Annotated in this window: 7 protein-coding genes; 5 read left to right on the top strand and 2 right to left on the bottom strand. The window is 70.5% G+C overall.

Annotation, left to right across the window (positions count from 1 at the left end; translation table 11 throughout):
• The first annotated feature begins 12 nt into the window (after window positions 1–12).
• The gene (locus ABIA71_RS09010) at window positions 13–2,523 is read left to right on the top strand and encodes a PepSY domain-containing protein (RefSeq protein ID WP_354284889.1); all 2,511 of its coding nucleotides are present in this window, start codon (window positions 13–15) and stop codon (window positions 2,521–2,523) included.
• 80 nt (window positions 2,524–2,603) lie between these two features.
• On the opposite strand, the gene ABIA71_RS09015 is transcribed toward ABIA71_RS09010, so the two are convergent.
• Both ABIA71_RS09015 and ABIA71_RS09020 read right to left on the bottom strand, forming a co-directional pair.
• Complete coding sequence (locus ABIA71_RS09015; protein ID WP_354284890.1) at window positions 2,604–5,237, bottom strand: excinuclease ABC subunit UvrA; 2,634 nt, start codon at window positions 5,235–5,237, stop codon at window positions 2,604–2,606.
• A 72-nt stretch (window positions 5,238–5,309) separates the two neighbouring features.
• Entirely contained in the window at window positions 5,310–7,874 is a 2,565-nt protein-coding gene (locus ABIA71_RS09020) for a methyl-accepting chemotaxis protein (RefSeq protein WP_354284891.1), read from the bottom strand.
• A gap of 238 nt (window positions 7,875–8,112) precedes the next feature.
• Here ABIA71_RS09020 and ABIA71_RS09025 point away from each other — a divergent pair, with 238 nt between their 5' ends.
• The 4 genes from ABIA71_RS09025 to ABIA71_RS09040 all read left to right on the top strand — a co-directional run bounded on the left by ABIA71_RS09025 (window position 8,113) and on the right by ABIA71_RS09040 (window position 13,136).
• Window positions 8,113–8,934 (top strand): arylamine N-acetyltransferase family protein, encoded by an 822-nt coding sequence (locus ABIA71_RS09025; protein WP_354284892.1) that lies wholly within the window; start codon window positions 8,113–8,115, stop codon window positions 8,932–8,934.
• 131 nt (window positions 8,935–9,065) lie between these two features.
• The gene (locus ABIA71_RS09030; protein WP_354284893.1) at window positions 9,066–11,117 is read left to right on the top strand and encodes a TonB-dependent receptor; all 2,052 of its coding nucleotides are present in this window, start codon (window positions 9,066–9,068) and stop codon (window positions 11,115–11,117) included.
• A gap of 68 nt (window positions 11,118–11,185) precedes the next feature.
• Complete coding sequence (locus ABIA71_RS09035) at window positions 11,186–12,016, top strand: AraC family transcriptional regulator (protein ID WP_128096806.1); 831 nt, start codon at window positions 11,186–11,188, stop codon at window positions 12,014–12,016.
• 10 nt (window positions 12,017–12,026) lie between these two features.
• Window positions 12,027–13,136 carry an alpha/beta hydrolase family protein gene (locus ABIA71_RS09040; RefSeq protein ID WP_354284894.1) on the top strand — a complete coding sequence of 370 codons (1,110 nt, stop codon included), beginning with the start codon at window positions 12,027–12,029 and terminating at the stop codon, window positions 13,134–13,136.
• Window positions 13,137–13,147 lie beyond the last annotated feature (11 nt).

The following is a 13,147-nucleotide window of genomic DNA, read 5'->3' on the forward strand; positions in this document are numbered from 1 at the left end:
GGACCGACCCGCATGTTCAAGTGGACCCTGTTCCAGCTGCACTGGCTGCTCGGCATCACCGCCGGCACGGTGCTGGCGGTGATGGGCCTGAGCGGGGCCACGCTGGCCTTCGAAGACGAGATCATGCGCGCGGCCAACCCGGTATTCGCCCAGGTGGCCCGGCAGCATGAGGCCGGTGCGCAGCCGATGGCACTGACCGAGCTGGTGCCGCGGCTGCAGCAGGGCCAGCCGCGCGCGATGCAGCGGCTGCGCATGGACGCCACCGGCCAGCGGCTGTCGGTGGCGCGTTTCGAGGGCGGCCAGGAACATTGGCGTTACTTCGATCCCTATACCGGCGCGGTGTTCAACGACCTCCGCGGCCTGGCGTTCTTCGCCTTCGTCGAAGACCTGCACCGGCACCTGGTGGCCGGCGAGCGCGGCGGCGTGGTTACCGGCAGCTGCGCGATCGTGCTGGTGTTCTTCTGTCTGTCGGGGCTGTACCTGCGCTGGCCACGGCGCTGGTGGCACTGGCGCACCTGGCTGGCGGTGGAATGGGCCCGCAGCGGGCGCGCGTTCCTGTGGAGCCTGCACTCGGTGGTGGGCACCTGGGTGCTGCTGGTGTACCTGCTGATCGCGCTGACCGGGCTGTGGTGGTCGTTCGACTGGTACCGCGCCGGCGCTACCCAGCTGCTGGGCGGCGCCCGTGCCGAACAGGCCACCGCCACGGCCGGGCCCGGCGCGCTGGACCTGGGCAAGCTGCAGGCCACGCTGTACGCGCTGGAGGGCGTGCGCGGCGGCTACGTGGACCTGCGCTTCCCGGCAAAACCCGGCAAGGCGGTCACCGCGCGCGTGCAGGGCACCAACACCGCGCACGACCGCGCCCAGGACATCGTGCAGATCGATCCGGCCAGCGGCGCACTGCTGGGCTATGAGCCGTATGCGGCCCAGGACGCCGGCGGCAAGGTGATGGTCAGCGTGTTCGCGTTGCACTCGGGCAGCTTCTTCGGCCTGCCCGGGCGCATCGTGGTGATGCTGAGCAGCCTGGCCATGCTGCTGTTCTTCATCACTGGCTGGATGCTGTACCTGGACCGGCGCCGCAAGAAGCGCGAGGTACGCAACGCGCGCCTGCCCATCGCCACGGCGGGAGGCAACGGCCAGGCACCGTGGCTGGTCGCCTTCGCCAGCCAGAGCGGGTTCGCCGAACAGCTGGCCTGGCGCGCGGCTGCGCAGCTGCAGGCGGCGGGGCTGGCGGTGCAGGTCCGTGCGCTGGGGCAGCTGGACGCTGCCAGCCTGCAGCAGGCCGGCAAGGCATTGTTCGTGATCAGCACCTTCGGCGATGGCGAAGCGCCGGACGCCGCACGCGTGTTCGAGCGCCGCCTGCTCACCCGATCCCTGCCGCTGGCCGGGCTGGACTATGCGCTGTTGGGGTTGGGCGATGGCGAGTACGTGCGCTTCTGCGGCTTCTCGCGTGCGGTGGATGCGTGGCTGCATACGCAGGGCGCGCAGCGCCTGTTCCCGACCGTGGAGGTAGACCGCGACGATGCGGCGGCGCTCGCACGCTGGCAACAGCAGCTGAGTGCGATCAGCGGCATCGAAGACACGGCACCACCGCCGGCGCCGGCCGCGCTGCAGGCGTGGGTGTTGCAGGGTCGCCAGCAGCTCAACGCGGGCAGTGCCGCTGCGGCGATCTGGCAGGTGGACCTGACCCCGCCGGCACACGCCAGCTGGCAGGCCGGCGACATCCTGGAAGTGGCACCGCGGCATGCCGATGCGTACGTGCGCGCCGTGCTGGCCAGGCACGGGCTCGACCCGGCGGCACGCATCGTGGTGGACGGTGTGGCCGCCACGCTGGTCGAGGTGGCGGCGGGCCGTGTGTTGCCCGACGTCCCGCCGGCCCTGCCGGTCGCCGACGCCGCCGCCTGGCTGGCCACGCTGCCCGCGTTGCCGCACCGCGAGTATTCCATTGCCTCGGTGCCCAACGATGATGGCCTGCAGCTGGTGATCCGCCTTACCCACCTGTCCGATGGCCGCCACGGGCTGGGCGCGGGGTGGTTGTGCGTGCACGCCGCCCCCGGCGCGTCGATCCAGGCCCGGGTGCGTCGCAACGCCGGTTTCCACCGTTTCCCGGAACACGCACCGATGCTGCTGATCGGCAATGGCACGGGTATCGCGGGCCTGCGCAGCCTGCTGCGCGAAGCCGCCGCGCACGGCGACCGCGGTCACTGGCTGGTGTTCGGCGAGCGCACCCGCGCGTTCGACCGGCTGTACGGCGACGAGATCGCGGCCTGGCAGGCCGAGGGCCACCTGGCCCGCGTCGACCTGACGTTCTCGCGCGACGTGGACGGGGGCGGCTATGTGCAGCACCGCCTGCGTGCGGACCCGGAGGCGCTGCGGGCCTGGGTGGCGATGGGGGGCAGCCTCTACGTGTGCGGCTCGCTGCACGGCATGGCCGAGGGGGTGGACGCGGTGCTGCGCGAGGTGCTGGGCGAGGACCAGGTGGATACGTTGCTGGGCGAAGGACGTTACCGCCGCGACGTGTATTGAGGGGTGCAGCGACGCATGGCGTCGCTCTACCGGTGCTGGTTTGCTTCAATCGGTGGTCGGGTGGTGCAGCGACGCACGGCTTAGGGGAACCAGCGGCGCAGGTAGGGCGCGGTGGCACCGGCCTTGGCGCGGCTCACCTGCGCGGGTGTGCCGGTAGCCACGATCGTGCCGCCCTGCTCGCCCGCCCCCGGGCCGACGTCGATCACCCAGTCGGCGTCGGCCACCACGCGCAGGTCGTGCTCGACCACCACCACGGTATTGCCGGCATCCACCAGACCGTGCAGCTGCGCCATCAGCTTGTCCACGTCGGCTGGATGCAGGCCGGTGGTCGGCTCGTCCAGCACGTACAGGCTGCTGCCGTGCTGGCTGCGCTGCAGTTCGGTGGCCAGCTTGATCCGCTGCGCTTCGCCGCCGGACAACTCGGTGGCCGGCTGGCCCAGCCGCAGGTAGCCCAGGCCGATGTCGCGCAGCAGCTGCAGCGGGCGCTGCACCGGGGCCTCGTCGGCGAAGAAGGCCAGTGCCTCCTCCACGGTCATGCCCAGCACCTGGGCGATGTTGCGGCCGTTCCATTCCACTTCCAGGGTCTTGGCGTTGTAGCGCTGGCCATGGCAGGTGGGGCACGGCGCGTACACGCTGGGCATGAACAACAGTTCCACGTGCACGAAGCCTTCGCCTTCGCAGGTATCGCAGCGGCCCTGCGCCACGTTGAAGGAAAAACGCCCTGCACTGTAGCGCCGCGCCTTGGCGGTGCGGGTAGCGGCGAACAGGCGGCGCACGTGGTCGAACAGACCGGTGTAGGTGGCCAGGTTGGAACGCGGGGTGCGCCCGATCGGCTTCTGGTCGACGTTGACCAGCCGCTTGATCGCCTTGGCGCCGGCATGCAGGCGGCCGCGGGTACGCTCGATGCTGCTGGGCACCGGCAGTTCGCTGTCGGTGTCCTCCACCACCGGCTCGTGGCCCAGGTGCTCGCCGACCAGTTCCACCAGCGCCTGGCTCACCAGGCTGGACTTGCCCGAGCCGGAGACACCGGTCACCGCGGTGAATGCGCCGAGCGGGAAACGCGCGTCCAGGCCGTGCAGGTTGTTGCGGTGGATGCCGCGCAGTTCCAGCCAGCCCGAGGGCGTTCGCGGCGTGCGCCGTTCACCGCGGTCGCCGTCGAACAGGTACGGCGCGGTGACCGAGGCCTTGACCGTGCGCAGGCCGTCGGGCGGCCCGCTGTAGAGCACCTGCCCGCCATGCTGGCCGGCCCCCGGGCCCACATCCACCAGCCAGTCGGCGCGCCGCAGCATCTCCAGGTCGTGCTCGACCACGAACAGGGTATTGCCACCGGCCTTCAGCTGATCGAGCGCGCCATACAGCGCTTCGCCGTCGGCCGGGTGCAGGCCGGCGGTGGGTTCGTCGAGCACGTACACCACGCCGAACAGACTGGAGCGGATCTGGGTGGCCAGGCGCAGCCGCTGCAGTTCGCCCGGTGACAGCGTGGGCGTGGCGCGGTCCATCGACAGGTAGCCCAGGCCCAGCGCCTCCAGCGTGCCGATGCGCTCGACCAGGTCATGCGCGATGCGCTGGGCGGCGATGCGTTTTTCCTCGGACAGGTCCGGCGTGCGCCGCACGTCGCTGCCGCCTGCATGGGACGGGCCGCCGGCGGCGACGCGCGCCTGCTGCGCCTTGCGCCCGGCCGCGCGGCTGCGGGTGGCGGCCGCCGCCGGGGCCTCGAAATGACCTTCGGCGGCGGGGCGCAGCACGGCGGCCATGGCACTGAGCGACAGCTGCGACAGCGCACCGATGTCCAGCCCGGCAAAGGTTACCGACAGCGCTTCGCGCTTGAGTCGCTTGCCGTCGCACACCGGACACGCCGTGCCCACCATGTAGCGGGCCACGCGCTTCTTCATCATCGCGCTCTGGGTGGTGGCAAACGTATGCAGCACATACCGCCGCGCACCGCTGAAGGTGCCCATGTAGCTGGGCTCTTCCTTGCGGCGCAGCGCGGCGCGGGTTTCGGCGGGGGTGAAGCCGGCATACACCGGCGCCACCGGCTGTTCCTCGGTGAACAGGATCCAGTCGCGCTGCTTCCTGGGCAGGTCGCGCCAGGGAATATCCACGTCGTAGCCCAGCGTGACCAGGATGTCGCGCTGGTTCTGCCCGTGCCAGGCCGGCGGCCACGCCGCGATGGCGCGTTCGCGGATGCTCAGCGACGGGTCGGGCACCATCGACTGCTCGGTCACTTCATACACGTGGCCCAGGCCATGGCAGTTCGGGCAGGCGCCCTGCGGGGTATTCGGCGAAAAGTCCTCGGCATACAGCATGGGCTGTTTGGCCGGGTAGGTGCCGGCGCGCGAATACAGCATGCGCAGCAGGCTGGACAGCGTGGTGACGCTACCGACGCTGGAGCGCACGCTGGCCGTGCCGCGCTGCTGCTGCAGCGCCACCGCCGGCGGCAGGCCCTCGATGGCATCCACGTCGGGCACGCCCACCTGGTCGATCAACCGCCGTGCATACGGCGACAGCGACTCCAGGTAGCGCCGCTGCGCCTCCGCATACAGCGTGCCGAAGGCCAGCGACGACTTGCCCGACCCCGAGATGCCCGAGAACACCACCAGCGCATCGCGCGGGATGTCCACGTCGACGTCCTTGAGGTTATGTTCGCGGGCACCGCGCACGCGCACGAAGGCGTTGCGGGTGGACGGTGACGGGGGCGTGCGACGGGTGCTCATCCGTGCAGGATAAAGAGCACCCGTCGAAGCGGCCAGTGAAGGAACGTGAGCAGGGCGTGTGTGGGGATGCCGCTACACCGCCACGCGCAGGGCCGCACGCGGTGTCACCGGCACCTCCAGCACGAACGCGGCCACCGCGTCGGACAGCAGCGCGGCCTGGCGTTCCATCGCCTGCGCCGAAGCCGATGCTTCCTCCACCAGCGCCGCGTTCTGCTGGGTGCTGCCATCCATCTGCAGCAGCGTGTGCCCCACCTGTTCGATGCCGGCGCTCTGCTGCTGCGACGCCGCCGAGATGCTGGCCATGATCGCGCTGACCTGCTGCACGCTGCCGACAATCTGGTCCATGGTCGCACCGGCCTGGTCCACCTGGCGGCTGCCGGCGGCCACGGTGTCCACCGAGGCCTCGATCAGGCCCTTGATCTGCCGTGCGGCGTCGGCACTGCGCTGGGCCAGCAGGCGCACTTCGCTGGCCACCACGGCGAAGCTGCGGCCCTGCTCGCCGGCCCGCGCCGCCTCCACCGCCGCGTTCAAGGCCAGGATGTTGGTCTGGAAGGCAATGCCGTCGATGACCCCGGTGATGTCGCCGATGCGCCGTGACGCGTCGGCGATGTCACGCATGCTGGCCACCACCTGCGCCACCGAGGCGCCGCCCTGCTGGGCGACGCCGGTGGCCTGCAGCGCCAGCTGGTTGGCCTGCTGGGCGGCGTCGGCGTTCTGGCGCACGGTGGCGGTGAGTTCTTCCATCGACGAGGCGGTTTCTTCCAGGTGCGCGGCCTGCCGCTCGGTGCGCCCGGCCAGCTCCTGGTGGCCGGCCACGATCTCGCCCGCTGCGCCATCAATGGCAGTCGAGGCCTGCTGGATGCGTGCCACGATGTCGGTGAGCTGCTGCACGGTGGCGTTGGCATCGTCGCGCAGGTGCGCGAACACGCCCTGGAACTCGCCCTGCATGCGCACCCGCAGATCGCCCTGGGCCAACGCGGACAGCACCGCCTGCAGACCGGACAGATTGCCCTGGAAGGTATCCAGCAGCCGGTTGATGCTGACCGCCAGCGTGTGCACGAAGCCGTGCTTGCCGGTGGTGTCGATGCGGCCATGCAACTGGCCGTGCGCAGCGGCATCCACCAGCGCCGCCACTTCGGTTTCGACCGTGGTTTCCAGCGCGCGGCTGCGCCACTCCACCGCAGCGCCCAGCAGGTGGCCGTCGTCGATGATCGGGGTGGCCACCAGCTGGTAGCGCGTGCCCGCGTGCTCGATCTCATGGCTGCCCGGCTCGCGGCGTTGCAGCGCTTCCACGATGCGCGCGAACACCGGGTGCAATGCCTGCGCCGGTTGGCCACGCCACTGCGCTTCGGGTGCGGCCAGTTCGGCCAACAGCGCATGGTTGAGCAGGCTGATGCGGCCGTCGGGGTCGATCACCATCACCCCGGCCTGGGTGCTGTCCAGCGCCTGCCGCGCGCGGGCGTTGTCGCGCGCGGCGGCACGTTCGGCCTCGATGCGCCCGCGCAGGCGCTGCTGCATGTGCACCAGCCGCTGCGCCAGCTGCCCGATCTCATCATGCGGGTTGTGCACCACCAGCACGCTGTCCAGGCGGTCCTCGGCGATGTCTTCGGCAAACCGCAGGGTATCGGCGATGGGCTGGCGCACGGCACGCAGCACCAGCAGCAGGCTGGCGATCAGTACCGCCGCCACCAGCGCCAGCGTGAACCCGAACAGCACGGTCATCGCGCGTGCCTGCGCCTGCTGGCGGGCACGCGCGGCGTCCAGCGCGGCCGCCTGCGCCTGGTGCAGCGCCTGTAGTGCCGGAGCAATCTGCGCGGCGGTATCGGCCAACGACTGCGCTTCCACGTCCAGCCCCACCCGGGCGGCGGTGTAGGCCAGCAACGCGCCCTGGTAAGCGTCCATGCCGGCGCGCAGGGCGTCCTGCGTTGCTGCCGGCAGGCCCGACGCCGACAGCGCAAGGTCGAACGGCAACTTGGCTTCGCTGGCACGATCGGTGTGCTGTGCATCACCGGTGAGCAGCAGCAGTGCTTCCTGGCGTCGCATGGCCTGCCATTGCACGGCCAACGCCAGGCGATCGGCTCCGGCAAGCAGGCCGTCCAGCGCGGCCGCGCTGGCGTCCAGCTGTGCGCGCAGCCCGGCGTCACCGCGGCCCATTTCATCGGCGCGGGCATTCAACGCCGCAATCCCGTCGGCGAATTCCTGTGCACGGGCCGCCAGCGCGCGCAGCGCGGCCGCCGTGCCCGGCTCGTGCGGGGTACGCTGCAGCGCCTGCAGGGTTGTCTGCAACTGGGCCTGGCCCTGCTGCAGGGCGGCACGGTCGGTGTCCTCGAAGGTGATGGCGTAGCGAGTCTGCAGGCGGCGCGCATCGGCCACCTGGGTGGCCAGCGTGGCGGCCAGGGCCGCGTCCTGCTGGTGGGCCGCGTAGCGGGCGGTGGCGCGTTCGCTGCTGTAGCGGGTCCACGCGTAGACCAACGCCACCACCAGCAGGCCGCTGCCGCAGACCAGCAGCGCGGCCTTGAGCTTGCGTGCGACACTCAGGCGGCGCGCCGACACGGCGGCACGGGTGAACCAAGGCAGGACAACGCGCTCACCCAGGCGGGCGAACGAAGACAACGGGCGGCGGGGGACGGCCGACATCACATGCTCCAGGCGGAATGACGCATCGGTATCGGCCGGAAACGCGTGGTCTTTAGGGTATTTTTTCGCGGTGGCCGCGACCCGGTGCCCTGCCTGCCCCTTGTAGCGGGCAGAAGCGACGGCACGATGACGGTGGCGGGCATTCCGCGGGCGCGATTCAGCGTTCGATCGCCCCCGCTTGACCTCAACCACGGTTGAGCCACCACAGTGGCCCCACCTTCCCGCACGGCCCCTGCCCATGGACCCGGAAACCTGTCGCGACTACCTGGCCCGCCTCGGCGTGGCGGCGCCACCGCCCCCTACCCTGGCCACGCTGGCGCTGCTGCAGGAACGTCACAACGCCACGTTCCCGTTCGAGACGCTCACCACGCTGCTGCGCGATGCGGTGGCCATCGACCTGCCCAGCGTGGCGCACAAGCTGCTGCGCGAAGGACGCGGTGGGTATTGCTACGAGCTCAACGGACTGTTCCTGGCGCTGCTGCAGCACCTCGGTTTCGACGCCCGCGCCCTCGCCGCGCGCGTGGTCATGGGACGCACCGATGACGCCCCCACCGCACGCACCCACATGCTGGTGCTGGTGCGGATCGACGCAGTGGACTACATCGCCGACGTCGGCTTTGGCGGCAACACCCCCACCGGTCCGCTGCGGCTGGACCATCGTTTCGCCCAGGCCACCCCGCACGAGCACTACCGGCTGGACCCGCAGCACGACCAGTTCCTGCTGCAGGTGGACATCGCCGGCGAGTGGCGGCCGCTCTACCACTTCGACCTGCAGGTGCAGGCGCCCATCGACCATGAGGTGGGCAACTGGTACGTGTGCACGCACCCGCATTCGTCCTTTCCCGGACAGCTGCGGGTTGCCCTGGCCGTGCCGGACGGACGCCGCACGCTCGGTGCCGGCGCCTACACCGTGCACCGCCGCGGGCAGCCCAGCGAACGCCGCCTGCTCAACGACGCCGACGATGTGCTGACCGTGCTGCGCGATGCGTTCGGCATCACGGTGCCCGCGCACCCGCGCCTGCATGAGGCGATCGCGGCGTGGCTGCGCGGGGCGGCGTGAGCCTGCGCACGCAAACCGGCACGGGATGACGTGACCTTGCAGGCCCGTTGGGGCGGCGGCGCCACTGACCCGCTGCATTGAATGCAATGTTATATCATTCCGCACCCAAGCCTGTTTGACGCCCCTTCCTCATGAAAACCCACGCCCTGGCCTCCGCCCTGCTGGCCACGCTGTGCGCACCCGACGCGGCGGCCAGCCCGCCCTCTCCCTCGGCCGTCACGCTCGGCAGCGTGGACGCCCGCAAGGGCAGCACCGGCCCCTTGGCGTCGCGCCAGGTGCTCACCTCGGTGGATGTGCTGGCTGCCGACCAGATCGCGGACAAGAATGTCGGCAACAGCTGGGAACTGCTGGGGCAGATGCCGGGCATCCAGCTCACCGAAACCCGGCAGGGTGCCGAGTCCGGCAAGGCCAGCTTCCGTGCGTTCAACGGCGAGGGCTACATCAACGGCATCAAGATCCTGATCGACGGCATTCCGAGCAACGTCAACAGCGGCAACCAGCGCTTCGTGGACATGATCTTCCCGCTGGACATCGACTACATCGAAGTAGTGCGCGGCACCAACGACCCGCGCTACGGCCTGCACAACATCGGCGGCAACATCAACGTCGGCACCCGCCAGGGGGGCACCTACACCGATGCCCGGCTCAGCTACGGCAGTTTCGACAGCCGCGAGGTGCAGCTCGCCGTCGGCCGCGAAGCCAACGGCGTGGCGCAGAACTACTTCATCGGCACCCAGGCCTCGGACGGCTATCGCGACCACGACCGGTCGCGCAAGTATTCGCTGGGCGGCAAATGGTTCATTGGCAGCGACGAGGATGTGCTCAAGGCCGGTCTGGTCGCACGCGTGTACCACCACGTTGCCGACGAACCCGGCTTCCACACCGCCACCGAACTGGCCAGCGCACGGCGCGCATCGCCGCGCAAGAATGCCAACGATGGCGATGTGCGCGACATGCGCACCCTGGGCGCTCACGTGGACCTGCGCCTCACCGACACCCTGCAGCTCAGCAACCGGGTGTACTACAACCGGTACGAGGACGATCGCCAGGTGACCTTCACCGATTACCGGCCCGGCAACGCGCCGCGCCAGCGCCGGCAGTGGGACGAACGGCAGACCGGGCTGCTGAGCACCCTCACCTGGCGCGCCAGCGAGCGGCTCACCCTGGCCGGAGGCATCAACGCCGAGCAACAGGACAACGCGTACCGACGGCTGCGTTACGCCTACGGCATCCCGACCGACTTCGACGCGGTACCGGCGCGCATCCAGAACGATGACCGCTATTCCCTGGACAACGTCGGCGGCTACCTGCAGGCCGTGATCCAGCCGACACCGGCGCTGAAGATCATTCCGGCGTGGCGCGTGGATCGGTTCTCCGGCGACACCCATCTGCCCGGGGACATCCGCGCACCGTTGCAGCGCTCCGGCTGGATAGACCAACCCAAGCTCAGCGTGGCGTACGCGTTCACCCCCTCGCTCAACGTGTATGCCAACTGGGGCCGCACCTTCCAGGTGTTGACCGGGTCCACCGCCCCGGCCTACCTGACCCCCGGGCAGGCCGCCTTCCGCCCGTCAATCAACACCGGCAAGGAACTGGGCATCAACGTCAGCCCGGCCGACGGCACCCAGGCCCGTGTTGCGGTCTGGCAGCAGGATGCCACCGATGAAGTGGCCAACATGCCCGCCACCGGCACCACCGTGGGCCTGGGCCAGACCCGGCGACGCGGGGTGGACCTGCAGGTCAACGCCCGCGTGAGTGCGCACTGGACGCTCTGGGCATCGCACGCCATCCAGCAGGCCAAGGTGGTCAGCGCGTTCACTGCCGACGGCCGCTCACTGGCCGGCAACGAGGTGCTGGCCACGCCACGCCACATCACCAACATCGGGGCCGACTACCGCCCCGATGCGCGCTGGCGCTTCGGCATTCAGGGCCGCCGGCAAGGCGGCTATTACGTGGAAGAGAGCAACCAGCACGGGCGCTATGGCGGCTTCGCCGTGCTGGACGCCAGCGCCGGCTACGCGTTGTCGGACCGGCTCAGCGTGGACCTGCAGGTGAAAAACCTTACCGGCCGCACCTACGCCTACGCGTGGTACGACAATTTCTTCTGGGGCGGCGATGACCAGCCGATGTTCTCGCCGGCGCCCGGGCGCAGTCTGTTCGTGTCGTTGAACCTCACGCTGTAGCAAGAACGGCCAAGCGGCCGTGGCGGTGCTGGGCTACGCTGCGTGCCTGTCCCGATCCGGAAGGCGGCATGAGCGCGGCACGCAGGGCCCTGTGGTACATCGAAAGCCACCACGCCGCGCCGATCGCACTGGCCGACGTGGCACGCGTGGTGGGGGTGTCGCCGTTCCACCTGTCGCGTTTGTTCCAGGCCAGCACCGGCACATCGCTGGTGCGCTACCTGCGCGGGCGACGCCTGAGCGAAGCGGCGCGGCAACTGGCCGGCGGCGCGCCAGACATCCTGCAGGTTGCGCTGGAGGCAGGCTATGCCTCGCACCCCACCTTCACCCGCGCGTTCTCCGAGCAGTTCGGCCGCCCGCCGGAACAGGTGCGCGCGCAGGGACTGGGCAGCATCGCGCTGGTGGAGGCGATCAAGCTGCACGACGATGCCCTGCCCTGCGCGCACCCCCCGCGCATCGTCAGCGCCGACACCCTGCTGGTGGCCGGCATCGGTGCGCGCCACCACGGCGATTCGGTGGCCGCCATTCCTTCGCAATGGCAGCGGCTGGCACAGCAATGCCCCACCGCACCGGAGGTGAGCTACGGGGTGTGCTGCAACAGCGACGAGGACGGCAGCTTCGACTACATCGCCGGTATCGGCGTGACCGGCTTCGCGGCGCTGCCGGACGGCTGGCAGGCCGTGCGCATTCCCGCCCACCGCTACGTGGTGGCGTGGCACGCCGGCCACATCTCGGCGATCCGCTCCACCTGGTACTGGCTGTTGAACCACTACCTGCCCGCGTCGGGACTGAGCCTGGCCGATGCGCCGGAGCTGGAACGTTACGACGCACGCTTTGACGCGCACACCGGCCACGGCGGCATGGAAATCTGGCTGCCGCTGGCCGACACCGACCCTACATGAGAGACCGCCCATGACACTGCCCGCCTGTTACCTGACCCTGCTGCTCTGCATGGCCAGCGCCGTCTCGCTGGCAGCCCCCGCACCGACGGTCGTCGGTGAGCGCCATGGGCAGACCCGCAGTGCCAGCGCTGCGGTGCGCGATGCCGCACAGCACGACGGCCTGCGCTACACCGTGTGGTACCCGGCCGCGCCCGGCGCCCGCGAACGGCCGATCACCATCAGGCCCCCGGACGCGCCCTTGTTCGACGTCGGCAGCGCCGCCATCGATGCCCCGATCGCGCCGGGTGCCCTGCCCACCCTGCTGCTGTCGCACGGCAATGGCGGCAGCGCGCGGATGATGGGCTGGTTCGGCATTGCCATGGCGCGGGCCGGCTACCTGGTCATCGCCGTGGACCACCCGGGCAACAACGGCGTGGAGCCGATGACGCTGGCCGGCAGCATCCTGATCTGGGAACGCGCCGAGGACCTCAAGGCCGCGCTGGCTGCCGTCCAGGCCGACCCGCAGCTCGGCGTGCACGTGGATGCCACGCGGCTGGGAGTGGCCGGCTTCTCCGCCGGCGGCTTCACCGCGCTGGCCGCTGCCGGTGCCCGCGTGGACATGGCCCACCTGCTGGCGTTCTGCCGCGCCACCCCGGAGGACGGGGTGTGCCAGCCGCAACTGGAAATGCCTGCGTCCACGCTGCAGGCCCGCATCGATGCCGCAGCGACGCCCGCATTGGCGCCCTACATGGCGCAGGCAGGCGATGACCATCGCGTCCCCGGTGTGCGGGCCGCCTTCCTGATGGCACCGGCCATCGTGCAGGCCTTTACGCCGGCGCAACTGCGCGCACTGCCGCAGCCGGTGTCGATTCTGCTCGGCGACGCCGATGCGGTGGCGCCGCCATCCACCAATGGCGAGGTGCTGGCAGCGCTCGCACCGCAGGCGACGCTGCGCACGTTGCCCGAAGTAGGCCACTACGAATTCCTGGCGGCCTGCACGCCGCTCGGCCGCCAGCGCCTGGCCACGCTGTGCCCACCGGAGGCGCCCCAGGCCGCAGCCCACGCAGCGGCCATCGCACAGGCGCTGCAGCTGTTTGGCGACACGTTGGCAGCGGGAACCGGCGCGCCCGCGACCCGCTAGCGCACGCCCAG

It is taken from the genome of Stenotrophomonas sp. 2619, from assembly GCF_040548725.1.
Taxonomy (GTDB): domain Bacteria; phylum Pseudomonadota; class Gammaproteobacteria; order Xanthomonadales; family Xanthomonadaceae; genus Stenotrophomonas; species Stenotrophomonas maltophilia_AP.

What these genes read in the sequence shown, in the direction of transcription:
- ABIA71_RS09010 (WP_354284889.1), top strand. Translation starts at nt 13, where the DNA reads ATGTTCAAGTGGACCCTGTTCCAGCTGCACTGGCTGCTCGGCATCACC.
- ABIA71_RS09015 (WP_354284890.1), bottom strand. Translation starts at nt 5,237, where the DNA reads ATGAGCACCCGTCGCACGCCCCCGTCACCGTCCACCCGCAACGCCTTC.
- ABIA71_RS09020 (WP_354284891.1), bottom strand. Translation starts at nt 7,874, where the DNA reads ATGTCGGCCGTCCCCCGCCGCCCGTTGTCTTCGTTCGCCCGCCTGGGT.
- ABIA71_RS09025 (WP_354284892.1), top strand. Translation starts at nt 8,113, where the DNA reads ATGGACCCGGAAACCTGTCGCGACTACCTGGCCCGCCTCGGCGTGGCG.
- ABIA71_RS09030 (WP_354284893.1), top strand. Translation starts at nt 9,066, where the DNA reads ATGAAAACCCACGCCCTGGCCTCCGCCCTGCTGGCCACGCTGTGCGCA.
- ABIA71_RS09035 (WP_128096806.1), top strand. Translation starts at nt 11,186, where the DNA reads ATGAGCGCGGCACGCAGGGCCCTGTGGTACATCGAAAGCCACCACGCC.
- ABIA71_RS09040 (WP_354284894.1), top strand. Translation starts at nt 12,027, where the DNA reads ATGACACTGCCCGCCTGTTACCTGACCCTGCTGCTCTGCATGGCCAGC.